The sequence below is a fragment of the Variovorax sp. Varisp53 genome (assembly GCF_059491555.1).
The window spans coordinates 5,508,064-5,531,755 of record NZ_CP168512.1 but is presented as its reverse complement, the minus strand read 5'-3'; the positions used below and the strand labels follow the sequence as shown (position 1 = coordinate 5,531,755).

Genomic DNA, 23,692 nt, shown 5'->3' with positions numbered 1-23,692 from the left:
GGAAATCTTCCTGGGTGATGAAAGGAAACGAGGAAACAACAACGGACCGGGATCAGGGGGCGTAGATGCGCGCATGCGCGGTGGGGAATTCGAGCACCACCGCTTCGCCGGCCCGCGGCGCAGCGGCGCCGTCGAGGCCGTCCAGCGGCAGCTTCACGGTGGCTTCGGTCTGGCCGCCGCCGACGCTGCACAAGAGCCGCAGGTGGTCGCCGTAGTAGATGACGCGTGCCACCTCGGCGGCGAGCATGTTGGTGCCCTGCGTCTCCGGGCGGCGGTGCAGCACCACGCGTTCGGGGCGGATGCAGGCCTCCACGGCCGCACCCGCGGCCGCGCCGCCGACGTTGAGCCCGCGCAGCACGCGGCCGTCGGGCAGCTTCATCTCGGCGTGCTCGCCGCCGCGGTCCAGCTGGCCCTTGAGCACGGTGCTGTCGCCGACGAAGCCGGCCACGAAGCGGTTGGATGGCGTCTCGTAGAGCCTGTCGACCGTGTCCAGCTGCTGGATCACGCCTTCGTTGAACACCGCCACGCGGTCGCTCATGGTGAGCGCCTCGCCCTGGTCGTGCGTCACGTAGACGAAGGTCACGCCGAGCTGGCGGTGCAGGTCCTTGAGCTCGAGCTGCATGTGCTCGCGCAGCTGCTTGTCGAGCGCACCGAGCGGCTCGTCCATCAGCACCAGCTGCGGCTCGAACACCAGGGCGCGCGCCAGCGCCACACGCTGCTGCTGGCCGCCCGAGAGCTGGCCGGGCAGGCGGTCGGTCATGCCGCGCAGCTGCACCATGTCGAGCGCGCGCTGCACGCGGCGCTGCTGCTCGTCTTTCGAAACCTTGCGCACGGTGAGCGGATAGGCCACGTTCTGGCCCACGCTCAGGTGAGGAAACAGCGCGTAGTTCTGGAAGACCATGCCGAAGTTGCGCTTGTGCGGCGGCGTGCGGGTGATCGGCTTGCCGTCGAGCAGGATCTCGCCCGAGGTCGGCGACTCGAAGCCCGCCAGCATCATCAGCGTGGTGGTCTTGCCCGACCCCGAAGGCCCGAGCAGGCTCAGGAACTCGCCGCGGTGGATGTCCAGGTCGAGCTGGCGCACCACCAGGTGTTCGCCGTCGTAGGTCTTCTGGACGCGCTGGAAGCGCACCAAGGGTTCTGCTGTCATGGAGGATTCCGGGAAAGGATCGGTCGATCAGCGCAGCGCGGCGAAGCTGTCCGCGAGAAGCGCCAGGCCTTCGTCCACAAGCAAGTCGGATGCCGTGAGCGGCACCAGTACACGAATTACATTGCCGTAGGTGCCGCATGACAGCAGGATTAACCCGCGCCGCGCCGCCTCCGCGACCACCTGGCGGGTCAGTGCGGCATCGGGCCGCGCGGTGTCGCCCTCTTCGAACAGCTCGATGGCCACCATGGCGCCGAGCCCGCGCACGTCGCCGATGGCCGGCTCGCCGGCCGCGATGCGGCGCAGGCCGGCCGTGAGCCGTTCGCCCAGCGCCCGGCTGCGCGCGAGCAGCTGCTCGTCGTCGAACACTTTCAGCACCGCGAGCGCTGCGGCGCAGCCGATGGGGCTGCCGGCATAGGTGCCGCCCAGGCCGCCGGGCGCGGGAGCGTCCATCACCTCGGCGCGGCCCACCACGCCGGAGATCGGGAAGCCGCCCGCCATCGACTTGGCGGTGGTGATCAGGTCGGGCGCGACGGGCCACTGCTCGCTGGCGAACCAGGTGCCGGTGCGGCCGGCGCCGGTCTGCACCTCGTCGGCAATGATCAGGATGCCGTGGCGGTCCGCCAGCGCGCGCAGGCCTTCGATGAAGTCGTTGGGCGCCACGTAGAAACCGCCCTCGCCCTGCACCGGCTCCAGGATGAAGGCCGCCACGCGTTCGGGCTCGATATCGTTCTTGAACAGCAGCTCGACCGAGTGCAGGGCATCGTCCACGCTCACGCCGTGCAGCGCGTTCGGGTACAGCGCATGGAACACCTCGCCCGGGAAGGGGCCGAAGCCGATCTTGTAGGGAGCCACCTTGCCGGTCAGGCCGAGCGTCATCATCGTGCGGCCGTGGTAGCCGCCGGTGAAGGCGATGACGCCGGGGCGCCGCGTGTGGGCGCGGGCGATCTTGACCGCGTTCTCCACCGCCTCGGCACCGGTGCTCAGGAAGATCGACTTCTTCGCGAACGCGCCGGGCGCCAGCGCGTTCAGGCGCTCGGCCAGCTCCACGTAGGGCTCGTAGGCCACCACCTGGAAGCAGGTGTGCGAATAGAGATCGACCTGCGCCTTCACGGCGGCACTGATCTCCGGGTGGCAGTGGCCGGTGTTGAGCACCGCGATGCCGCCGGCGAAGTCGATGTAGCGGCGGCCCTCGACGTCCCACAGTTCAGCGTTGGCGGCGCGGCTGACGAAGATTTCATGGGCCTGGCCGACGCCGCGGGCGACGGCCGCGCTGCGGCGGGCCATGAGGGCGGCATTGCTGAGATGGGGTTCGCGTTGCATGGTACGACCTGTGCTTTGAAGGAGGAATGCCGGCACTCTAGGTCGCGCGAATCGATCCAGCCATGTACACCGGAAGTGATCGCCCGGAAGACTGTACTGGTCTTGTATCCTGTACATACTTTCCTCAATATGGTGCAGCCCGGACTGCCGGAGACGCCCCCCGATGCTCATTCTTCGTCCCGAACAGCCGACGCCGCTGGTAAGCCAGATCGTGGAAGGGCTGCGCGGACTGATCGGCTCCCAGAAGCTCAAGGCCGACAGCAAGCTGCCGTCGATCCGCGCCTTTGCCGCGGCGCACGGCGTCAGTGTTTTCACGGTGGTCGAGGCCTACGACCGGCTGGTGGCGCAGGGCCTGCTGGTCTCGCGCGCCAACGCCGGTTTCTTCGTCAAGCGGCGCAGCGACGAGAGCGCCGCCGGTGCGGCCAGCACGCCCCGCCCGGACCCGCGCTTCGACGCCCGCTGGTATCTGCAGCAGATCTTCGAGAACCGCAACCTGCCGCTCAAGCCCGGCTGCGGCTGGCTGCCGCACGACTGGCTGTTCGAGGACGGCATGCGCCGCAGCCTGCGCCACCTCGCCTCCGAAGGCACCGACATCGGCGGCTACGGCCTGCCCTTCGGCCACATGGCGCTGCGCATGGCGACGGCCGAGGCGCTGTCGGAGCAGCAGATCGTGGTCGATGCCGCCCAGGTCCTGCTGACCCAGGGTTCCAGTCAGGCGCTGGACCTGGTCGCGCGCCGGCTGCTCAAGCCGGGCGATGCGGTGCTGGTGGACGACCCGGGCTATCCGAACCTGATGTTCATGCTGCGCTTCCTGGGCGTGGAGATCATCGGCGTGCCGCGCATCCCTTCGGGCTACGACATGCCCGCGCTCGAGGCGCTGCTCGCGCAGCACCGGCCCAAGGCCTTCTTCACCCAGCCCCGGCTGCAGAGCCCGACCTGCTCGATGGCCTCGCTGCCGCAGCTGGTGCAACTGCTGCAGCTGGCCCAGGCGCACGACTTCACGCTGGTCGAGAACGACATCTACGCCGAGATGGACGCGTCGATGCGCCCCTCGCTCGCCAGCCTGGGGCAGCTGCGCCGCGTGGTCTACGTGGGCAGCTATTCGAAGACCATCTCGCCGAACATCCGTGTCGGCTACGTGGTCGCGCAGCCGGAGCTGCTCGACGAGCTGGCGCAGCTCAAGATGGTCTCGGGCCTCACGTCGTCCGACATCACCGAGCGCCTGGCCTTCGGCACCGTGACCGACGGCCGCTGGCGCAAGCATCTCAAGGCGCTGCGCGAGGCGCTCGCGCAGGCGCATGGCAGTGTCGCGCGGCGGCTGAGCGGACTGGGCTTCGAGCTGTTCCATGAGCCTGCGGCCGGCATGTACCTGTGGGCCCGGCACCCCGACATTGCCGACAGCTCCGAGCTCTCGCGGCGCGCCGCGGCCGAGGGAATCATGCTCGGCCCGGGCCAGCTGTTCCTGGTCAACCCGCATCCCACCGGCTGGCTGCGCTTCAACGTGGCCTTCAGCGAGGACGAGCGTCTCTGGCGCTTCCTGGAGCGCAGCATCGAAGAACAGCGCAGGTACGACTGACGTTGCTCGCAATGCCGCGCAAGCAGGCGCACAATGGCTTCAACCCTTGGCGCAGGCGCATCCTGAACCAGCCATGGTGGAGTAAACATGTGAGGGGATGAAGCGCCGCGACAGGGCTACGCAAGGAGCCATGTCATGACCCGCTTCATCGATGTTCACAGCCTGGTCCGCCTGGTGGACGAGACCGGCGTTCCGCAGTTCCTCACGGCCCTGGCCGACGCGCTGCGCGACGACTTCCTGCGGTGGCGTGAGTTCGACAAGAAGGCGCGCGTGGCCAGCCATTCGCACCTCGGCGTGATCGAACTCATGCCGGTGGCCGACGACGGCGCCTATGCCTTCAAGTACGTCAACGGGCATCCGAACAACACCCAGCTCGGGCTGCCGACCGTCATGGCTTTCGGTGTGCTGGCGGAAGTCGATACGGGCTACCCGGTGCTGCTTTCGGAACTCACGCTCACCACCGCATTGCGCACGGCCGCAACTTCGGCGATGGCGGCCATGGCACTGGCGCGACCCGGTTCGCGCAGCCTCGCGCTGATCGGCAACGGCTCGCAGAGCGAGTTCCAGGCGCTGGCCTTCCATGCGCTGCTGGGCATCGAGCAAGTGCGCGTGTACGACACCGACCCGCACGCCACCGACAAGCTGGTGCGCCACCTGTCGGTGTGCACGCCGCTGGACATCGTGCGCGCCCGCTGCGTGGCGGATGCCGTGCGCGGCGCCGACATCGTCACCACCGTCACCGCCTGCCAGGGGCGCGCGACCGTGCTCACGCCCGAGATGATCGAGCCGGGCATGCACATCAATGCGGTGGGCGGCGATTCGCCCGGCAAGACCGAGCTGCACCCCGACGTGCTGCACAAGGCGCGCGTGTTCGTCGAGTACGAGCCGCAGACCCGCGTGGAGGGCGAGATCCAGCAGGTGGGGGCCGACTTTCCGGTGCACGAGCTGTGGCGCGTGCTGCTCGGCGAAGTGCCCGGCCGCGAAACTCCCGAGCAGGTCACGCTGTTCGACTCGGTCGGCTTCGCGCTGGAAGACTACACGGCGCTGCGCTACATACAGCGCATTGCGACCGAACGCGGCGTCGGCCAGCAGATCGCGCTGGTGCCCGAGCTCGACGACCCGAAGGACCTGTTCGGCCTCACGGCCTCGGGTCGGCGCCGTACAGTGCTGCGGCGTGCGGCATGATGGCGGCATGCTCACGATCTACAACGACCAGCACGTTCTTCACCATGGCAAAGTCGAAATGTTCCGCGGCGAACTCGTGCCGTGCTTCGAGGTTCCGGCCCGCGTCGACCATGTGAAACACGAGCTGGAGCGCCGCCGCCTCGGCGCGCTGCAGGCGCCCGATGCCTTCGACGAGGCGCTGCTGGCGAAGGTGCATGCGCCGCGCTACCTGGACTTCATTGCGCATGCGTGGGATGAGTGGGTGGCGCTCGACCCGTCCAACGTGTCGCGCGATGCGCTGCCTTCGTACTGGCCCACGCGCGGCATGCGCACCGATGTGCTGCCCAAGAGCTTTCCGGCGCGCATGGGGCTGTTCTCGTTCGATGCCGGCACGCCGCTGATGGCGGGCAGCTGGGCCGCGGCGCGACACGGTGCGGCCTGCGCGTGGACCGCGGCGCAGCGCGTCGTTGGCGGCGAGCGCGCCGCCTTCGCGCTCACGCGGCCACCGGGCCACCATGCGGGCGCCGATTTCTTCGGTGGCTACTGCTTTCTCAACAATGCCGCGGTCGCGGCGCAGGCGCTGCGCGATGCGGGCGTCGAGCGCGTGGCCGTGCTCGACGTGGACTACCACCACGGCAACGGCACCCAGGCCATCTTCTACGAGCGCAGCGACGTGCATTTCGCCAGCCTGCACGGAGATCCGCTGACCGACTATCCGTACTACCTGGGCCATGCCGACGAGCGCGGCGCGGGGCAGGGCAAGGGCTTCAACCACAACCTGCCGCTGCCGCGCGGCACGGACTTCACAGCGTGGCGCGCGGCGCTGAAGACCGCGCTCGACCGCATCGCGGCGGTGAAGGCCGGCGCGCTCGTGGTCTCGCTCGGCGTCGACACCTTCGAGGGCGACCCGGTCGCGGGCTTCAGGCTCGGGAGTGACGACTATCTGCGCATGGGCGAAGACCTCGCGCGCGCGGGCCTGCCCACGGTGTTCGTCTTCGAGGGCGGCTATGCGGTGGCCGAGGTGGGCATCAACGCGGTCAACGTGCTCGAAGGCTTCGAACAGGCGTAGCTGACGCGCAGGCGACTCCGGTGTGACGATGGCCCGGGTTTCCCCGGGGAAATCAGGGGAGCCCCGATTGCCTTCGCCAACGGGGCGAGGCCCAATTGGCGGTTTCAAAGTCAGGACCCCCGTCAGCCATGCTCCGCCGCTCCACCTTTCTCCGTACCGCCGCCACGCTCACCGCCTGCGGCCTCGCCTTTCCGATGGCGGCCTTCGCGCAGGGTTTTCCCACCAAGCCCATCAAGCTGATCGTCGCGTTTCCGGCCGGCGGCCCGACCGACATCACCATGCGCCAGCTCGCCGACAACGCGAGCAAGATCCTCGGCCAGCCGGTCATCGTCGACAACAAGCCCGGCGCCGCCGGCACGCTGCCCGCGCAGGCGCTGCAGACCTCGCAGCCCGACGGCTACACCGTCGCGCAGATCCCGCTGGGCGTGTTCCGCATGGGCTACACCACCAAGATCAACTGGGACCCGCTCAAGGACATCACGTACGTCATCAACGTCACGGGCTATGCCTTCGGCATCGTGGTGCCCGCCAACAGCCCCTTCAAGACCTGGGCCGACTTCGTCGCCTACGCCAAGGCCAACCCCGGCAAGCTGACGTACGGCTCCACCGGCAACCTCACCAGCCCGCACCTGACGACGGAGATCGTCGCGCAGAAGGCCGGCATCGAGCTGCAGCACGTGCCCTACAAGGGCAGTGCCGACCTGATGCTCGCGGTGGTCAGCGGCCAGCTCATGGCTGCCGCCGACAGCACCGGCTTTGCGCCGCAGGTCGAGGCCGGCAAGCTGCGCGTGCTGAACACCTGGGGCGAGAAGCGCCTGGCCAAGTTCCCCGATGCGCCCACGCTCAAGGAGCTTGGCTACGACGTGGTGCAGAACTCGCCCTTCGGCATCGGCGCCCCCAAGGGCACGCCGCCCGAGGTGGTGAAGAAGCTGCACGACGCGTTCAAGCAGGCGATGGAAGAGCCGAGCTACGTGGCGGCGCTGGGGCGCTACGACATGCTGCCTAACTACATGAGCTCGGCGCAGTACACCAAGTTTGCGCAGGACACGGTGGTGCGGGAGAAGGTGGTGATCGAGAAGCTGGGCTTGGCGAAGGAGAAGTAAGCCTGCGGCTTTAGTCCGGATCGCCCGTCAGCCGGGTCAGCCAGCCGTGTCGAGGCGCGGGCGCGCCAGGATGATCGCGCGCGCTGCCTCGGCAAACCCCGCACCGCGCTCGCCCTGCGTCACATAGCGCGGCAGGTGTTCCAGCTGCGGCACGAAGCGCGCGACGTTCGCCACGCCAATGCTGTGCGCGAAGCTGCGGAACATCAGCTGGTCGTTGGTGGAGTCGCCCACGTAGGCCCAGCGGTCCATCTCGCCGTCGAGCGCGCGGCCCCACAGTTCGCGCACGATCCAGCGCGCGCCTTCCAGCTTGTCGTTGTCGCCGTACCAGCCGTTGACGTGGATGCTGCTGACGGTGGCGTGCATGCCCTCGCCGCGCATCAGCGCCACCACCTGCGCGATCGTGGCGTCGCTCAGCTGCACGAATTCGCTGTGGTCGATGGCGATGTCGGTCTCGCGCCCCGGCGAGTCGGTGGCGCGGCCCACGCCCGGCAGCTCGCGCTCGATGCGTTCCAGCACCGCCTGCATGCGCGCGAAGTTGGCGACGCGCGTGGGCTCGTCCTGCTGGTAGCGCTTCTCGACGCGGCCGTCGGCCGAGGGCAGCAGCGCCACCGCGCCGTTCTCCGCCACGATGGCATCGACGGGCCAGGCGTTGACGAAGGGCAGGCTCCAGCCCACCGGCCGGCCCGTGATCGCCACCACCGAAAGCCCCGCCGCCTTGAGATCGCCCAGCGCGCGCAACGCATCGGGCGTGATGGCGCCCTCGTGCGTCAGCGTGTCGTCGATGTCGGTGAAGACGCCGACGAGCGCGCCACGCGCGGCCTCGGGCCATCGGGTCAGCGGAAGAAGATGGTGCGGCGAGGAGGGCAGGGAAGGCATGGAGCGGGGAATGCTGGGAGAGCGGCGATCGTACCGGCGCTTTCGTGTAGCATCCCGCCCCCGCCGCGCCATCGAGGCCGGAGCGGCGCCTTCCATGCCTCACATCCTCGTCGACCACCTCCGCAAGACCTATCGAATCTCCGAGCGCGATCCCGGCGTGATGGGCGCGCTGCGCGGGCTCGTGCAGCGCCGGCACCGCACGGTGGAGGCGCTGTCGGGCGTGTCGTTCTCGCTGGAGCGCGGCGAGCTGCTGGGCTTCATCGGGCCGAACGGCGCGGGCAAGTCGACCACCATCAAGATCCTCTCGGGCATCCTGCGGCCAGACGGCGGACGCGTGGAGATCGACGGCCGCGATCCCTTCGCCGACCGCGAGCGCCACGTGGCGCGCATCGGCGTGGTCTTCGGCCAGCGCACGCAGCTGTGGTGGGACCTGCCCGTGGGCGACGGCTTCGACCTGCTGCGCGACATCTACCGCGTGGACCCCGCGCGCTACCGCCGCATGCGCGACGAGCTGGTGGCGCTGCTGAACCTGGAGCGCGTGCTCGCGCAGCCGGTGCGCCAGCTCTCGCTGGGCCAGCGCATGCGCGCGGAGATCGCTGCGGCGCTGCTGCACGAGCCCGACATCCTGTTCCTCGACGAGCCGACCATCGGGCTCGATGCACCGTCGAAGCTGGCGGTGCGCGACTTCGTGCGCCGCGCCAACCGCGAGCGCGGCACCACCGTGCTGCTGACCACGCATGACATGCACGACATCGAGGCGCTGGCCCGGCGCGTGATCATCATCGGCCACGGCCGCGTGCTGGCCGACAGCCCGGTCGAGGCGCTGCGCGCGCAGGTGATGGCGGAGCGGCGGCTGGTGGTCGATTTCGCGCAGGATGCCGAGCTGCCGGAACAGGTGGCCGGCGCGAGGGTGCATTCGCGCGACGGGCAGACGCTGGTGCTCGACTTCGATCCGGCGCAGACCGCCGCGCCAGCCTTGATCGCGCGCATCGCGGCCGCGCACGCGGTGGAAGACATTCGCCTGGAAGGCCTGGCGATCGAAGCCGTCATCGCGCGCTTCTATGCCATGCACGGAGCGGCCGAGGCATGACGGCGACCAGCCCGCGCGATCTTGCGCGGCCCTACCTCGCGGCCTTCGCGTCGCGCTTCCTGCAGATGCTGCAGTACCGCACCGCCGCGCTCGCCGGTTTCGCCACGCAGTGCTGGTGGGGCGGCATCAAGGTGATGGTGTTCGCGGCCTTCTACGGCCACGCGGCCACCACGGGCGCGAGCAGTTCGATGTCGCTCGCGCAGGCCATCACCTATACGTGGCTCGCGCAGGGATTGCTCGTGCTGCTGCCCTGGCTGGGCGACCCGGAAGTGGGGCAGGCGGTGCGCACCGGCGCCGTCGCCTACGACCGGCTTCGGCCCGTCGATGCCTATGCGCTGTGGTTCGCGCGCAGCGCCGGGTGGATTGCGGCGCGCGTGCTGCCGCGTATTGCGCTGATGGCGGTCTTCGCGATGGTCGCGCTGCCGCTGGCCGGCCTGGGCGAATGGGCATGGCAGCTGCCGGCGGGTGTGGCAGCGGGGCTCGCCTTCGCGCTGTCGGCCGTCCTCGCGCTGCTGCTCTCGACGTCGATGGTGATGCTGCTGAACGTGGCGGCCACCGCCGCGCTCAACGAACGAGGCATCAGCGCGGTGGCCACGCCGGTGGTCATCGTGCTCTCGGGCAACCTGCTGCCGCTCGCGATGCTGCCCGATGGCTGGCAGACCGCGCTGCTGATGCAGCCGCTGGCCGGGCTGATGGACATTCCGGCGCGCTTGTACTTCGGGCAGCTGCAGGGCTGGCAGGCCGTCGGCGGGCTGGGGTTGCAGGCTTTCTGGATCGCGTTACTCGTGTCCTTCGGCCATTTCGCGATGGGACGCACGATGCGCGGCCTCCAGGTACAGGGCGGGTGAGCGCGATGGGATCGCTTCCGCTCTTCTTCCGGCTGGTGGGTGCGTCCATCGGTGGACAGGCGCGCTACCCGGCCTCGGCGCTGATGTTGACCGTTGGCCAGTTCCTCGGCACCGGCATCGAGGTGATCGCCGTGTGGGCGCTGTTCCACCGCTTCGGCGACGTGCAGGGCTGGCGCATCGGCGAGGTGGCGCTGTTCTACGGCCTGGTGAACTGCATGTTCGCACTGGCCGATGCTCTGGGCCGCGGCTTCGACGTGCTCGGCACCGAGTTCCTGCGCACCGGGGCCTTCGATCGCCTGCTTCTGCGTCCGCGTCCGCTCGCGCTGCAGCTGATGGGCAACGACTTCCGCTTGAGCCGCATCGGCCGCTTGCTGCAGGGCCTGGCGGTGGTCGCGTTCGCCACGCACCAGGCCGGCATCGCGTGGACGCCGGGCGCCGTAGCGATCGCGCTGTTCGCCATGGCCGGTGGCGTTGCGCTGTTCCTCGGCATCCTGGTGCTGCAGGGCACGCTGTCGTTCTGGACCGTGGAGAGCCTGGAGATCGCCAATGTGCTGACTTACGGCGGTGTGCAGGCGGCGCAGTACCCGCTGGCGCTGTATGCGCAGTGGTTCCGCCGCGTGCTGACCTTTATCGTGCCGCTGGCCTGCGTGGCCTATTACCCGGCGCTGTCGATCCTGGGCAAGCCCGATCCGCTGGGCGCGCCGGTGTGGGTGGGCTGGGTGTCGCCGCTCGCGGGGTTCGTGTTTCTCGCGGCGGCGTTCGGGGTGTGGCGCTTCGGGTTGCGCCGCTATGCGTCGACTGGCAGCTGAGTGGATCTTTGCGTACTTCGCGGGACCTTAGCGTCCCCTCTGCGTCCGAAGTCCGCTCTCGCCTTCTACCCCGCGCTCTGCAGCGCCAGCCCCGCGTGCTCGCGCAGCGGATGGAAGTGGATCTTCGGAAAGCGCTCCTGCGCCAGCCGCACGTCGTAAGGCGAGGTGCACAAAAAGGCCAGCGTGTCGGCCGCATCCTTGGCCATGCGCACCGGGTAGGCATTGACGAACTCGCGCAGCTCGGCCGGCGTGTCGGCCGTGATCCAGCGCGCGCCTGTGTACTGGCAGCCTTCGAGCCGCACGTCGGCGTCGTACTCGGCCTTCAGCCGGTGCTGCACCACTTCGAACTGCAGCTGCCCCACGGCACCCAGCAGCATCGGCCCGCCGACCTCGGGACGGAACACCTGGATCGCACCTTCCTCGCCGAGCTGGGCCAAGCCCTGCTGGAGCTGCTTGGTGCGCAGCGGGTTCTTGAGGATCACGGTCATGAACAGCTCGGGCGCGAAGAAGGGCAGCCCGGTGAACTGCAGGCTCGCGCCGTCGGTGATGGTGTCGCCCAGCTGCACGCCGCCGTGCGTGGTGAAGCCCACGATGTCGCCCGCGTAGGCCTCTTCCACCGCCTCGCGGCGCTGGCTCATGAAGGTCACGACGCTGGTGGGGCGCAGCTCCTTCGCGGTGCGCTGCACCTTGAGCTTCATGCCCGGCGTGTACTTGCCCGAGGCCATGCGCACGAAGGCGATGCGGTCGCGGTGGTTGGCGTCCATGTTGGCCTGCACCTTGAAGACCACGCCCGCGAAGTCCTTGTCCTCGGGCTGGATCTCTTTCACCACCGGCTGGCGGTTGACCAGCGTGGTGCTGGTGCGCGACTGCGGCGAGGGGGCCAGGTCGACCAGCGCGTCGAGCACTTCCATCACGCCGAAGTTGTTCACGCCCGAGCCGAAGAACACCGGCGTCTGCTTGCCGGCCAGGAAGGCCTCGCGGTCCCAGGTGGGGGAGGCGCCGGTGGCCAGTTCCATGCTTTCCATGGCGTGCTCGAAGTCGGCGCCGAAGCGCTTGACGAGCGTGTCGCGTTCGCTCAGCGGAATGGTCTCGAAGTCGTGCGGCAGCCGCTCGCTGCCCGACTCGAACACCGTCATCGCCTGCGTGCGCAGGTTCATGATGCCGCGGAAGCTCTTGCCCTGGCCCACGGGCCAGGTCATGGGCACGCAGGGCATGCCGAGTTCGCGCTCCACCTCGTCCAGGATGTCCAGCGGCTCGCGCACTTCACGGTCCATCTTGTTGACGAAGGTGATGATGGGCGTGTCGCGCTGGCGGCAGACCTCGATCAGCCGGCGCGTCTGCGCTTCCACGCCGTTGGCCGCGTCGATCACCATCAGCGCCGAGTCGACGGCGGTGAGCACGCGGTAGGTGTCTTCCGAGAAGTCCTTGTGGCCGGGCGTGTCGAGCAGGTTGATCACGTGCTCGCGGTACAGCATCTGCATGACCGACGAGGCCACCGAGATGCCGCGCTGCTTTTCGATTTCCATCCAGTCGGAGGTGGCGTGGCGCGAGGCCTTGCGCGCCTTGACCGAGCCGGCGATCTGGATCGCGCCGGAGAACAGCAGCAGCTTTTCAGTCAGCGTGGTCTTGCCGGCGTCAGGATGGGAAATGATCGCGAAGGTGCGGCGGCGGCGGGTTTCGGCAAGGAAGGGGGATGACACGGGAACTCCAGGGAACCCGCGATTTTCGCAGATGTGCATCTGCCAGCGGCGAGCCCGTGCTGGATTCCCCGCTCAAGGCCTGCCGTGGCAGTGAATTTCATGATCGAACACCCGATCCGGTGGCGCCGCGTAGCCGCGGCGCTACGTGGATCAAAGGTTCGTCCAACCGAAATACGCAATCCCTTCGTAGGTGTACATCGGAAGATTCTGTTGGACGCTGTCCCGCTCGCTTGCGTTGATTGTGTAGAAGTGAGTTTGGACCTTCGTTTGGTAGAACCGGAACATCGGGGTGGCACCGCCGGCCTGCGAGGTGTTGGCGTACCAGGCCACGCCCTCGTACGAATACCAGGGCAAGGTCGCCTGCACATTAGCGCGCTCCTGCTCGCTGATCGTGTAGAAGTGCGCGCCGGTGCGCGTGTTGTAGAACCTATAAACCGGGCTGGTGCCTGATGCTGCGGCAGCAAACGCGAAGAAGGCAGGACCTTCGTAGTTGTACTCAGGCAGCTTTGTGATGACGAGGTCGCGCTCCGGCACGTTGGAGGTGTAGAAGTGCGCGCCTGTTCTGGTGTTGTAGAAGCGGTAGATGGTCGTACGCACCGTCGTGGAAGGTGCGTTGAGCCACGGCTGCAGCGCGGCGTTGAAGGGGAGATCGAAGCGCCCGTAGAAGTCATACCCGCCGGGCTGGCTGCACGAAGACGCTCCGCCCCACAATTGCCCGACGAGATAGTCTTTGCCATTGAGTCTCCGGAACAGCCCCGACCCACTACTGCCGCCCTCGGTCACGCCCCGATTCCATCTCACTGCCAGAAACTTGCCGTTGCTTCCTGTTGAAGAAGAGCAACTCGAATTTGCACAAGCCGCGGTTCCGAGATAGTCGCCTTCACTGTACTTCTGCAAATCACCTTTAGGGTGATGCACGCCATAGACGCCCTGAATGCCGTCGAATGAACTGGGGTCGAACGGGCTTGAACCGGCAAACAGCGCACCGGCCGGCGGTTGCGAATTCAGCCGCATGAAGGACGTGTCGGTCGTCGACTCCGCATAGAGCAGCGTGGCGCCGGAGGTCATGGCGGTCAGCGCAGGACTGACCTGCGTGCTGTTGCAGCTGGCGGACTTGTAGGACCAGTAGGTGTAGAGAGTCGATGCGACCGTCTGGTTGGAAATGCAATGGTTTGCGCTCAGGAAATATGGCGTGCCGGTCGACATGCGGTCGTTGAGCAAGGTGCCGGTGCATACATAGTTGCTCCCGTTGTCGATGAAGTCCATCAACGCCACGGACTTGCTGAGGGTGTTGTATTGGGAGGCGCAGGTAACGTCCTGATTGCATGAGCCGGCTTCACCCACTTTTTCCAGCGAGTCCTGCTTGGTGATGTCGATGGACACATGCGACAGCATGGGCACCGCCACCTTGACCGCTTCGAGCACGGCGTTGGGTGGGACCTCGATCTCGACGGTGAGAGCTTCACCGCCCATGTTGGGCGACCAATAGGTGCGCGCGTTGTCGCTCGAATCGCCTGCGTCGAGATTGCGCTGAATGGCCGTGAGGATTTCCTGCGCGGACACCTCGTAGATCTTTGGACTCGCGTCGCCGTAGAAGCGCACCATGGTGCCCGGGGGAAGGCTCTCGACACGCAGGCCGATGCGAACACCTCTTGCATTCGGTGATGCGAATCGCAAAGCGGCCACTTTGCCTCCCCGTTCCGAAGGCGTCCAACTCATCATGCTGGACACCGCCTGGACGTTCGCAGTTTCAGCGATCCGGCGTGCAACACCGATCTTGGTGGGAGTGCCGAAGATCGCGGGGGCCGACTTCAGGGGAACGGCGCTCTCTGGCGGAAGTGCTGGCAGAACCACATGCCGTGGCGTCGGGGCGCGTCCCACGGGACGGTCCTTGAAGGGGCTGACGTCGGTTGCCGCGAGTTCCGGCGACTGCACCCTCGACTCGATCAGTGCGGGGGCAGCGCTGGCGGGAGGGCTCGGCTCCGCAGTCTTGACTGCCGTGTCGGAGCCCGACACCGCGGCGGATGGGACAGATCCACCGCCGCTGCTTGATCCTCCACATGCGGTCAGCAGAACTGACAGCATGACCGTGCTCAAACTTATTCCGACGCTTGCGCGCATACCTTGCCTCCCTGGACGTTACGTATTGACACGCAATTGTCCGGTAAGGCAAGGCCTTTCTTTAAAATTCGCTGTGTGTCTGCTGTGCAAATGGCACGGAAATGCGAAATTTCGCCACAAATCCGTGCTTGGATCGCCCGATCAGGTGGCGCTGTCTAAAAAGAACCAAAACTAAATAATTACTACATCAAGGTTCTATTTGCGCTGAAGCATCTTGGTTACTTCGTCCACATTGGCCTGTATGCGCTGGCGCACCAGGTCGAAGGCATCGGCCTGCGACTTGGCGGCGAGATTGGCCAGTTCCTTGATGTCGTCGATCGCGCGCTGGAACGATTGGCGGCCGAGTTCGTCGAGCTTGGCGAGGTTGGCCTTGGCATCCTTGCCGGGCATTTCCTTGGCGGCCGTCTGCCACTCGGCAATGGCGCTCTTGATCATTTCCGTCTGTCGCTGCACCACGGTCTGCAGTCCCTGGTAGGACTTCTCATTCGCCTGCATCAGCGCCTGAAGGTCCTTTTGTCCGCTTTCGAGCAGTTTGCTCGCGCCACCGGTCAGATTGAGTTCTTGCAGGCGGTCGGTCATGGCCTTGAGGTTCTTCAGCGGGTTGAGCATCTCGGCGGCATTGGGAGCCTCCTTGGTGTTGCTGCTGCTGGCAGTGGTCTTCTTCGCGGCGGCTTTCTTGGCAGTGGCCATGGGCGCTATCTCCTGGTGTCGTGTGAACGGGGAAGGGTGACAAGAACCGGTGCCACGATACGCCGGGCAGGCATCGCGGGGGGGGCCAGTCAGGAATATTTGCCTGCGGGATTTCCCTTGGTCGTGGCGAACGTGCTTTACCTGATGTGGGATACCCGAGCGGTTGGCTGGCCCTGTTGCCCCGTCTACAATCCGCCGTTCCGAGGAGCGTTGCAGCGCCGTCAGGCGTGAGGCTCGGACCACATCGCAACCACGCTCACCCGCTGTTCTCGCGGTGAGTCTTTCCCCGTAGGCAGTGGCATCTTTCAAACCAGTTTTGTTGGAGTTCCCATGAGCGCTGTTCTCAAGCCCACCCCCGTTTCGACCGCCGACCAGGCGATTGCCGACCTGTCCCTCGCTGCCTGGGGCCGCAAGGAAATCAAGATCGCGGAAACCGAGATGCCCGGCCTGATGGCCATCCGCGAGGAGTTCTCGAAGGCGCAGCCGCTCAAGGGCGCGCGCATCACGGGCTCGCTGCACATGACCATCCAGACGGCCGTGCTGATCGAGACCCTGCAAGCCCTGGGCGCCACCGTGCGCTGGGCCTCGTGCAACATCTTCTCGACGCAGGACCACGCCGCCGCGGCCATCGCCGCCGCAGGCACGCCGGTGTTCGCCATCAAGGGCGAGTCGCTGAAGGACTACTGGGACTACACGCACGCCATCTTCGACTTCGGCCCCAAGGGCTCGAAGGGCGAAGGCCCGAACATGATCCTGGACGACGGCGGTGACGCCACGCTGCTGATGCACCTGGGCCAGCGCGCCGAGAAGGACCTGGGCGTGCTCGCCAACCCGACCAGCGAGGAAGAGCGCATCCTGTTCGCCGCCATCAAGGCCAAGCTGGCCGTGGACGACACCTGGTACACCCGCAAGTCGGCCGAGATCATCGGCGTGACCGAAGAGACGACCACCGGCGTGCACCGCCTGAACGAAATGTCGGCCAAGGGCACGCTGCTGTTCCGCGCCATCAACGTGAACGACTCGGTCACCAAGAGCAAGTTCGACAACCTGTACGGCTGTCGTGAATCGCTGGTCGACGGCATCAAGCGCGCGACCGACGTGATGATCGCCGGCAAGGTGGCCTGCGTGGCCGGCTACGGCGACGTGGGCAAGGGCTCGGCCCAGGCGTTGCGTGCATTGAGCGCGCAGGTGTGGGTGACCGAGATCGACCCGATCAACGCGCTGCAGGCCGCGATGGAAGGCTACAAGGTCGTGACGATGGAATACGCCGCCGACAAGGCCGACATCTTCGTGACCACCACGGGCAACAAGGACGTCATCACGCACGACACCATGGTCAAGATGAAGGACCAGGCCATCGTCTGCAACATCGGTCACTTCGACAACGAGATCGACGTCGCTTCGATCGAGAAGTACGAATGGGAAGAGATCAAGCCGCAGGTCGACCACATCACCTTCCCGGACGGCAAGAAGATCATCCTGCTGGCCAAGGGCCGCCTCGTGAACCTGGGCTGCGGCACGGGCCATCCGAGCTTCGTGATGTCGTCGTCGTTCGCCAACCAGACCATCGCCCAGATCGAGCTGTTCACCAAGCCCGATGCCTACCAGGCCGGCAAGGTCTACGTGCTGCCCAAGCACCTCGACGAGAAGGTCGCGCGCCTGCACCTGAAGAAGGTCGGCGCCATGCTCACCGAGCTGACGGACGCACAGGCCGCCTACATCGGCGTGAGCAAGAGCGGTCCGTACAAGCCGGACACGTACCGCTACTGATCGACAGCGCATGCGCGCCGATCAACTGTTGGTAGAGCGCGGCCTGGCCGCGTCGCGTTCGCAGGCCGTCCGGCTGATTGCCGGCGGCTTGCGCTGGCGCGACGCAGGCACCAGCGACGCGTGGCGCTCCGTCGCCAAGAACAAGGACGACGTGCCCGAATCGGCCGAGCTCGAGCTGGTCGATGCGGCCGAGGCCCGGTATGTGTCGCGCGGCGGGCTCAAGCTCGAAGGTGCGCTCGCCGTGAGCGGCGTCGATCCCTCCGGCAAGCTGTGCCTCGACGTGGGCCAGTCGACCGGCGGGTTCACCGACTGCCTGCTGCAGCGCGGTGCCGCCAAAGTGGTCGGCGTGGATGTCGGCCACGGGCAGCTGCATGCGAAGCTGCGCGAGGACGAACGCGTGGTCCCCATCGAAGGCGTCAATGCACGCGCGCTCTCGGCCGACGACTTGCAGGAGGAGGGCGGGGAACCATTCGATCTGCGCTTCGACCTGATCGTCGGCGACCTGTCGTTCATCTCGCTCACGCTGGTGCTGCCGGCGGTCGTCGAGTTCCTGGCCGACGACGGCCACCTGCTGATGTTGGTGAAGCCGCAGTTCGAGCTGCAGCCCGGCCAGGTCGGCAAGGGCGGCATCGTGCGCGACGAGTCGATGTACGCGGTGGTCGAGAAGCGCCTGCACGATGCCTGCGAGGCGCTGGGTCTGCGGGTGCTGCAATGGTTCGACAGCCCGATCGCCGGGGGCGACGGCAACCGCGAGTTTTTCATTCACGCCGTTCGCGCTGTTCACGACGCGAACGACGGTTCCTAAGGAGACGCAGGTGCGCCTTCCGTTGAGTTTCGAATTCTTCCCGACCAAGACGCCCGAGGGCGCAGTCAAGCTGCGCGCTGCGCGGCAGCAGCTGTATGTGCGCAAGCCGCAGTTCTGCTCGGTCACGTACGGCGCGGGCGGTTCCACGCACCAGGGCACTTTCGGTGCGGTGCAGGAGATCCTGTCCGAAGGCGTGGACGCTGCGAGCCACTTCTCGTGCATCGGCGCCACGCGCGCCACGGTGCGCGAGCAGCTCGCCGAACTCAAGGCCATGGGCGTCAAGCGCCTCGTGGCCCTGCGCGGCGACCTGCCGAGCGGCTATGGCATGGGCGGCGAGTTCCTGTACGCGAGCGACCTCGTTGCCTTCATCCGCGAAGAGACCGGCCGCGACTTCCACATCGAGGTGGCCTGCTACCCCGAGGTCCATCCGCAGGCACGCTCGCCCGAAGCCGACCTGCAGGCCTTTGCGACGAAGGTGAAGGCGGGCGCCGACTCTGCGATCACGCAGTATTTCTTCAGCCCCGAGGCCTACTTCCGCTTCGTCGACGACGTGCGCAAGCTGGGGCTCGACACGCCGATCGTGCCGGGCATCATGCCGATCACGAGCTCGACGCAGCTCATGCGTTTTTCCGACGCCTGCGGCGCCGAGATTCCGCGCTGGGTCCGTTTGCGGCTGCAGGGCTTCGGCGACGACACGGCGTCGATCAAGGCCTTCGGCCTCGACGTGGTCACCGACCTGTGCGCGCGTCTGCAGGAAGGCGGCGCGCCGGCGCTGCACTTCTACACGATGAACCAGTCGGCGGCCACGCTGGCTGTGCTGGAGCGCCTCGATTGAGTGGGGGCGCGGGACTTCGTGCCGTCCTCGTCGCTGCGACCTGCGTTCTCGCGGGTTGCGCCATGCCACCGGCGACCGACGCCGAAGGCGGGGCGACGGCGAAGCTGACGCCCTTGCGTCGCGCCATCGCGGTACCGCCGGGCGCGGCGGCGCGTTCGAGCGTGCCGTCGGTGCGCTATGACCTTGCGGTGTCCGGCACGGGCGAACTGCCGCCGGACGACGGCGTGCCCGGCGATGAGGGCACGCGGGAAATCTTCGAGCGCGGCGGTGCCTCCTGGTACGGCATTCAATTCCATCAGCGCAAGACCGCCAACGGCGAGCGCTTCGACATGGCGGCCATGACGGCGGCCCACAAGACCCTGCCCTTCAACACGCGCGTGTGCGTGCGCAGCCTCGTCAACGGCAGCGAGGTGCTGGTGCGCATCAACGACCGCGGACCGTACGCGGCGGGTCGCGTGATCGACCTGAGCCGCGCGGCGGCCGACCGCATCGGCCTGACGAGCATGGGCATCAAGCAGGTGGCGTTGACGGTCGTCGATCGCGAGGGGATGCGTTGCGGCGGATTGCCGGTGGAGGCGGGCGACGTGCTGGCGTCCGCAACAGTACCGGCTGCGCCGCAACGGGCGAGGGCTCCGGCGCCCGCACGCCGCAAGGCGGTCGTGCCGCCCCGCCGCCAGAGATAGGGGCCGGAAGGCTCAGCCGCCCGAATCGAGCGAGAAGGCGGCGTGCCGGTCTTGCGCCAGGCGCTCTGCCAACTGCGGCAGCGCGGCCGCCAGCAGCGGCTTCAGCGTGTACGGCGGATTGATCAGGAACATGCCGCTGGCCGGCAGCCCCGGCCGGTGCGTTTCGCCCGATGCGTCCGTCGTGATCTTGCTGGACTTGACCGTCAGCGTGGCGTGCAGCCACGACTTACCGGCTTTCGTTGCCATGGTCTTGAGCCGGCGCGGCAGGTCGTGCGCCTCGGGGCGCGGAATGATCGGATACCAGACCGCGTAGGTGCCGGTGGCGAAACGCTTGAGTGCCTCGGCCGCGAAGTCGAGCACGCGGCCGTAGTCGGTCTTCATCTCGTAGCTCGGGTCCATCAGCACCAGCGCGCGGCGCGAGGGCGGCGGCAGGAACTTGGTGGCGCTGCCGAAGCCGTCTTCGTTCAACACGGCGATCTGGCGGCCGGCCTCTAGCTGGGCGATGTTGGCGCTCAGCGCGCGGGCGTCGGTCGGGTGCAGCTCGAACAGCTTGAGCTTGTCGTGGTCGCGCAGCAGGTGCTGCACGATGAATGGCGAGCCGGGATAGACGCGGGCGCCGCCGTTGGGATTGAAGTCGTGAATCACTTCCAGGTAGCGCGCAATGGCGTCGGCGACTGGAATTTCGGCTTCTGGCGCTACTTTTTTGGTAGCGGACTTCGCAGCAGGGGTTGGCGCATCGGGCGTTTTCTTGCCCGAAAGAAGCCGCAGGATGCCGTCGGCCGCTTCGCCGCTGGTGCCGGCGTAGTCGCCGTCGAGCCGGTACAGGCCGGCGCCGGCGTGAGTGTCGACGACCGTCAGGGCTGCCTCTTTTTCAAGCAGATGGTCGAGCGTGGCAATCAGCACCGTGTGCTTGAGCACGTCGGCGTGGTTGCCGGCATGGAAGGCGTGGCGGTAACTGAACATAGGGGGAGGATGGTAACGGTGTTGGGCCCTGCATATGCGAATTTGCCAGCACAGGGCCATTCTTTATATAATCGCGGGCTTCGCAGCGTTTTTGTGGCCCCGCGGCGAGGACTTTAAACCCACCTAAGAGATTCCCGTCAGAGGAACGCCGACCGTGGAAAAGGGCCCGCCAAACCCTCTTTTCAAGAGAAAAACTCATGACCAAAACGTTCAGCGCCAAGCCCGCTGACGTGACGCACGAGTGGTTTGTGATTGACGCGACCGACAAGGTCCTCGGACGAGTAGCCAGCGAAGTTGCTCTCCGTTTGCGCGGCAAACACAAGGCCATTTACACGCCTCACGTCGATACCGGTGACTTCATCGTCATCATCAACGCCGCGCAACTGCGCGTCACCGGCGCCAAGTCGATCGACAAGGTGTACTACCGTCACTCGGGCTACCCGGGCGGTATCACGGCGACGAACTTCCGCGACATGCAGAACAAGCACCCAGGCCGCGCCCTGGAAAAGGCTGTCAAGGGCATGCTGCCCAAGGGCCCGCTCGGTTACGCGATGATCAAGAAACTCAAGGTGTACGGTGGCGCTGAGCACCCGCATACCGCCCAACAGCCCAAAGTGCTGGAACTGTAAGGAGCCTTGAGAATGATTGGTGAATGGAACAATGGCACCGGCCGTCGCAAATCCAGCGTCGCCCGCGTGTTTCTGAAAAAAGGCACCGGCAAGATCACGGTCAACGGCAAGGACATCCAAGAGTTCTTCGGCCGCGAAACCTCGATCATGATCGCCAAGCAGCCCCTGGCGCTGACCAACAACCTCGAAGCTTTCGACGTGATGGTCAACGTGAACGGTGGCGGCGAATCGGGTCAAGCCGGCGCCACGCGCCACGGCATCACCCGTGCGCTGATCGACTACGACGCGACGCTCAAGCCCGTGCTGAGCCAAGCCGGCTTCGTGACGCGCGATGCGCGTGAAGTCGAGCGTAAGAAGGTCGGTCTGCACTCCGCCCGTCGCCGCAAGCAGTTCAGCAAGCGCTGATCTGTTCACTGCGAACACAAAGCCGCCTTCGGGCGGCTTTTTCGTTGCCGGGGCCGCCTTCGGGTGGCTTTTCGCTGGAGCTGCCTCTTGGTGCAGGGGGCGTCCGACCCCACTTGCATTGGGGTACACGCCACACCCGGCCTGCCGGGAATGCGGCATTGCAGTAGCATTCGTTTCATTGGCCGCATGTCCGGCCCCCTAGGAGTTATCACCCCATGAGCGCCGTTGCCGAAAACATCCAGACCCAGATGCCCGAGCCGATCGTCTTCACCGACAGCGCGGCCGCCAAGGTCGCCGACCTGATCGCCGAGGAAGGCAATCCCGACCTGAAGCTGCGCGTGTTCGTGCAGGGCGGCGGCTGCTCCGGTTTCCAGTACGGTTTCACCTTCGATGAAATCACCAACGAAGACGACACCACCATGACCAAGAACGGCGTCTCGCTGCTGATCGACGCCATGAGCTACCAGTACCTGGTCGGCGCCGAGATCGACTACAAGGAAGACCTGCAGGGCGCCCAGTTCGTGATCAAGAACCCGAACGCCACCAGCACCTGCGGCTGCGGATCGAGCTTCTCGGCCTGATGCCTGGATGCTGCTGACCCGGCTTCCCCCCAAAAGCCGCCTTCGGGCGGCTTTTTAATTCCTGCTTCTTTCCTCTTGCCCATGACCCTCAAGGCCGAGGCCGCCGTCGATCCCGTTCGAAAGAGCCTGCTGTGGCTCGTCGCCGTCGGCTTCTTCATGCAGACGCTGGACGCCACCATCATCAACACGGCGCTGCCGTCAATGGCCGCGAGCCTCGGCGAAAGCCCGCTGCGCATGCAGTCGGTGGTGGTGGCCTATGCGCTCACCATGGCGATGTTGATTCCCGCCTCGGGCTGGATCGCCGACCGCTTCGGCGCCCGGCGTGTCTTCTTCTCGGCGATCGTGCTGTTCGCCGCTGGATCGGTGCTGTGCGCGCTCTCGCACGGGCTGGGCCAGTTGGTGGCTGCGCGGGTGGTGCAGGGCCTGGGCGGCGCGCTGCTGCTGCCCGTGGGGCGTCTGGCGCTGCTGCGCACCGTGCCGCGCGGAGGGTTTCTGCAGGCGATGAGCTTTGTCGCCATTCCGGGGCTCATAGGGCCCCTGCTGGGCCCCACGCTGGGCGGATGGCTGGTGCAGTACGCCTCGTGGCACTGGATCTTCCTGATCAACGTGCCCGTGGGGCTGCTGGGCTGCATTGCCACGCTCAAGTACATGCCCGACCTGCGCGGTGCCGTGCAGAAGCGCTTCGACGGTGTTGGCTACGCGATGCTGGCCTTCGGCATGGTGGCGATTTCGCTCTCGCTCGACGGTGCGGGCCTGCGCCAGGGCGGCGTGATGGTCCTGCTGATCTTCGGTTTCGCCAGCATCGTCGCCTATTGGCTGCGCGCCGCGCGCACGCCCGAGCCGCTGTTCGCGCCCTCGCTTTTCCGTGTGCCGACGCTCAGCATCGGCCTGATCGGCAACCTGTTCTCGCGGCTGGGCAGCAGTTGCATGCCCTTCCTGGTGCCGCTGCTGCTGCAGGTGTCGATGGGCTATTCGCCGGTGCGCGCCGGTCTGATGATGCTGCCGATCGCCCTGGCGGGCATGGCCATGAAGCGCTTCGCCACGCAGCTGATCACGCGCCACGGCTACCGCAAGGTGCTGGTGGCCAACACCATCCTCGTGGGCTGCACGATGGCCAGCTTCGGGCTGACGGCGCCGGGCCAGCCGATGGCGCTGCATGTGCTGCAGCTGCTGGCTTTCGGCGCGGTCAATTCGCTGCAGTTCACTGCGATGAACACAATTACGCTGAAGGACCTGGACGGCAGCATGGCCAGCAGCGGCAACAGCCTGCTGTCGATGGTGCAGATGCTCGCGATGAGCCTGGGCGTTGCCGCCGCGGGCGCCGTGCTGACGGGCTACAACGGCATTTTCGGCACTGAGACGCCGGCGCACACGCTGGATGCTTTTCAGGCTACTTTCGCAAGCATGGGGCTGATCACGGTGGCTTCTGCACTGATCTTCTGGCATCTGCCGTCGGAAGTGCGCGCGACACGCCCTGCGCAGCCGGAGGTTTCCGGCCAGGGCTGATC

The 23,692-nt window shown here is 66.7% G+C and carries 22 protein-coding genes and 1 riboswitch; of the genes, 15 read left to right on the top strand and 7 right to left on the bottom strand.

Annotation, left to right across the window (positions count from 1 at the left end; all coding sequences use genetic code 11):
• Positions 1–52: 52 nt before the first annotated feature.
• Positions 53–1,147, bottom strand: a complete 1,095-nt coding sequence (locus ACEOAB_RS25995; protein ID WP_369648969.1) for an ABC transporter ATP-binding protein — start codon at positions 1,145–1,147, stop codon at positions 53–55.
• A gap of 27 nt (positions 1,148–1,174) precedes the next feature.
• Positions 1,175–2,467, bottom strand: coding sequence for a 4-aminobutyrate--2-oxoglutarate transaminase (gene gabT / locus ACEOAB_RS25990; protein ID WP_056595623.1), 1,293 nt, complete (start codon positions 2,465–2,467; stop codon positions 1,175–1,177).
• A 163-nt stretch (positions 2,468–2,630) separates the two neighbouring features.
• Here gabT and ACEOAB_RS25985 point away from each other — a divergent pair, with 163 nt between their 5' ends.
• From ACEOAB_RS25985 to ACEOAB_RS25970, 4 genes are all read left to right on the top strand, one after another.
• Positions 2,631–4,043 (top strand): aminotransferase-like domain-containing protein, encoded by a 1,413-nt coding sequence (locus ACEOAB_RS25985; protein ID WP_495653192.1) that lies wholly within the window; start codon positions 2,631–2,633, stop codon positions 4,041–4,043.
• A gap of 135 nt (positions 4,044–4,178) precedes the next feature.
• Positions 4,179–5,228 carry an ornithine cyclodeaminase gene (gene ocd / locus ACEOAB_RS25980; protein WP_056595617.1) on the top strand — a complete coding sequence of 350 codons (1,050 nt, stop codon included), beginning with the start codon at positions 4,179–4,181 and terminating at the stop codon, positions 5,226–5,228.
• 7 nt (positions 5,229–5,235) lie between these two features.
• Positions 5,236–6,276 carry a histone deacetylase family protein gene (locus tag ACEOAB_RS25975; protein WP_056595614.1) on the top strand — a complete coding sequence of 347 codons (1,041 nt, stop codon included), beginning with the start codon at positions 5,236–5,238 and terminating at the stop codon, positions 6,274–6,276.
• 128 nt (positions 6,277–6,404) lie between these two features.
• Positions 6,405–7,379, top strand: coding sequence for a Bug family tripartite tricarboxylate transporter substrate binding protein (locus ACEOAB_RS25970; RefSeq protein ID WP_056595611.1), 975 nt, complete (start codon positions 6,405–6,407; stop codon positions 7,377–7,379).
• A gap of 36 nt (positions 7,380–7,415) precedes the next feature.
• Here ACEOAB_RS25970 and ACEOAB_RS25965 read toward each other — a convergent pair whose 3' ends face one another.
• Positions 7,416–8,255 carry an HAD-IIB family hydrolase gene (locus ACEOAB_RS25965; RefSeq protein ID WP_413748768.1) on the bottom strand — a complete coding sequence of 280 codons (840 nt, stop codon included), beginning with the start codon at positions 8,253–8,255 and terminating at the stop codon, positions 7,416–7,418.
• Positions 8,256–8,349: 94 nt separating this feature from the next.
• Between ACEOAB_RS25965 and ACEOAB_RS25960 the strand changes: the two genes are divergently transcribed.
• Genes ACEOAB_RS25960 through ACEOAB_RS25950 form a run of 3 tightly spaced genes read left to right on the top strand, consistent with a single transcriptional unit; the run spans position 8,350 to position 11,002 of the window.
• The gene (locus tag ACEOAB_RS25960) at positions 8,350–9,345 is read left to right on the top strand and encodes an ABC transporter ATP-binding protein (RefSeq protein ID WP_413748769.1); all 996 of its coding nucleotides are present in this window, start codon (positions 8,350–8,352) and stop codon (positions 9,343–9,345) included.
• A complete protein-coding gene (locus ACEOAB_RS25955; protein ID WP_056595602.1) occupies positions 9,342–10,193 on the top strand; it encodes an ABC transporter permease in 852 nt (283 codons plus the stop codon). The genes ACEOAB_RS25960 and ACEOAB_RS25955 overlap by 4 nt, the downstream gene beginning before the upstream one ends.
• Before the next feature lie 5 nt (positions 10,194–10,198).
• Positions 10,199–11,002 carry an ABC transporter permease gene (locus tag ACEOAB_RS25950; protein ID WP_413748770.1) on the top strand — a complete coding sequence of 268 codons (804 nt, stop codon included), beginning with the start codon at positions 10,199–10,201 and terminating at the stop codon, positions 11,000–11,002.
• Positions 11,003–11,067: 65 nt separating this feature from the next.
• On the opposite strand, the gene ACEOAB_RS25945 is transcribed toward ACEOAB_RS25950, so the two are convergent.
• The 3 genes from ACEOAB_RS25945 to phaP all read right to left on the bottom strand — a co-directional run bounded on the left by ACEOAB_RS25945 (position 11,068) and on the right by phaP (position 15,513).
• Positions 11,068–12,741 carry a peptide chain release factor 3 gene (locus ACEOAB_RS25945; protein WP_495653191.1) on the bottom strand — a complete coding sequence of 558 codons (1,674 nt, stop codon included), beginning with the start codon at positions 12,739–12,741 and terminating at the stop codon, positions 11,068–11,070.
• A gap of 111 nt (positions 12,742–12,852) precedes the next feature.
• Positions 12,853–14,787, bottom strand: coding sequence for a serine protease (locus ACEOAB_RS25940; protein WP_235508035.1), 1,935 nt, complete (start codon positions 14,785–14,787; stop codon positions 12,853–12,855).
• Between the two features lie 231 nt (positions 14,788–15,018).
• Entirely contained in the window at positions 15,019–15,513 is a 495-nt protein-coding gene (gene phaP / locus ACEOAB_RS25935; protein ID WP_056595593.1) for a TIGR01841 family phasin, read from the bottom strand.
• Between the two features lie 196 nt (positions 15,514–15,709).
• Positions 15,710–15,778: riboswitch (S-adenosyl-L-homocysteine riboswitch) on the top strand.
• Between the two features lie 65 nt (positions 15,779–15,843).
• Between phaP and ahcY the strand changes: the two genes are divergently transcribed.
• From ahcY to ACEOAB_RS25915, 4 genes are all read left to right on the top strand, one after another.
• The gene (ahcY, locus tag ACEOAB_RS25930) at positions 15,844–17,283 is read left to right on the top strand and encodes an adenosylhomocysteinase (protein WP_413748772.1); all 1,440 of its coding nucleotides are present in this window, start codon (positions 15,844–15,846) and stop codon (positions 17,281–17,283) included.
• A 10-nt stretch (positions 17,284–17,293) separates the two neighbouring features.
• Positions 17,294–18,088: a TlyA family RNA methyltransferase gene (locus tag ACEOAB_RS25925; protein WP_056595587.1), complete on the top strand. Its 795-nt coding sequence runs from the start codon at positions 17,294–17,296 to the stop codon at positions 18,086–18,088.
• Positions 18,089–18,098: 10 nt separating this feature from the next.
• Entirely contained in the window at positions 18,099–18,923 is an 825-nt protein-coding gene (gene metF / locus ACEOAB_RS25920) for a methylenetetrahydrofolate reductase [NAD(P)H] (RefSeq protein WP_056595584.1), read from the top strand.
• A gap of 62 nt (positions 18,924–18,985) precedes the next feature.
• Positions 18,986–19,606: a septal ring lytic transglycosylase RlpA family protein gene (locus ACEOAB_RS25915; RefSeq protein ID WP_056595581.1), complete on the top strand. Its 621-nt coding sequence runs from the start codon at positions 18,986–18,988 to the stop codon at positions 19,604–19,606.
• 12 nt (positions 19,607–19,618) lie between these two features.
• Here ACEOAB_RS25915 and ACEOAB_RS25910 read toward each other — a convergent pair whose 3' ends face one another.
• Positions 19,619–20,569 carry a 23S rRNA (adenine(2030)-N(6))-methyltransferase RlmJ gene (locus ACEOAB_RS25910; protein WP_413748773.1) on the bottom strand — a complete coding sequence of 317 codons (951 nt, stop codon included), beginning with the start codon at positions 20,567–20,569 and terminating at the stop codon, positions 19,619–19,621.
• A gap of 197 nt (positions 20,570–20,766) precedes the next feature.
• Here ACEOAB_RS25910 and rplM point away from each other — a divergent pair, with 197 nt between their 5' ends.
• From rplM to mdtD, 4 genes are all read left to right on the top strand, one after another.
• On the top strand, positions 20,767–21,198 hold the full coding sequence (rplM, locus tag ACEOAB_RS25905) for a 50S ribosomal protein L13 (RefSeq protein ID WP_007827946.1): 432 nt from the start codon (positions 20,767–20,769) through the stop codon (positions 21,196–21,198).
• Between the two features lie 12 nt (positions 21,199–21,210).
• A complete protein-coding gene (gene rpsI, locus ACEOAB_RS25900) occupies positions 21,211–21,603 on the top strand; it encodes a 30S ribosomal protein S9 (protein WP_007827948.1) in 393 nt (130 codons plus the stop codon).
• Between the two features lie 215 nt (positions 21,604–21,818).
• Positions 21,819–22,184 (top strand): iron-sulfur cluster insertion protein ErpA, encoded by a 366-nt coding sequence (gene erpA, locus ACEOAB_RS25895; RefSeq protein WP_007827949.1) that lies wholly within the window; start codon positions 21,819–21,821, stop codon positions 22,182–22,184.
• An 81-nt stretch (positions 22,185–22,265) separates the two neighbouring features.
• Positions 22,266–23,690, top strand: coding sequence for a multidrug transporter subunit MdtD (gene mdtD / locus ACEOAB_RS25890; protein ID WP_413748774.1), 1,425 nt, complete (start codon positions 22,266–22,268; stop codon positions 23,688–23,690).
• The last annotated feature ends 2 nt before the right edge of the window (positions 23,691–23,692 follow it).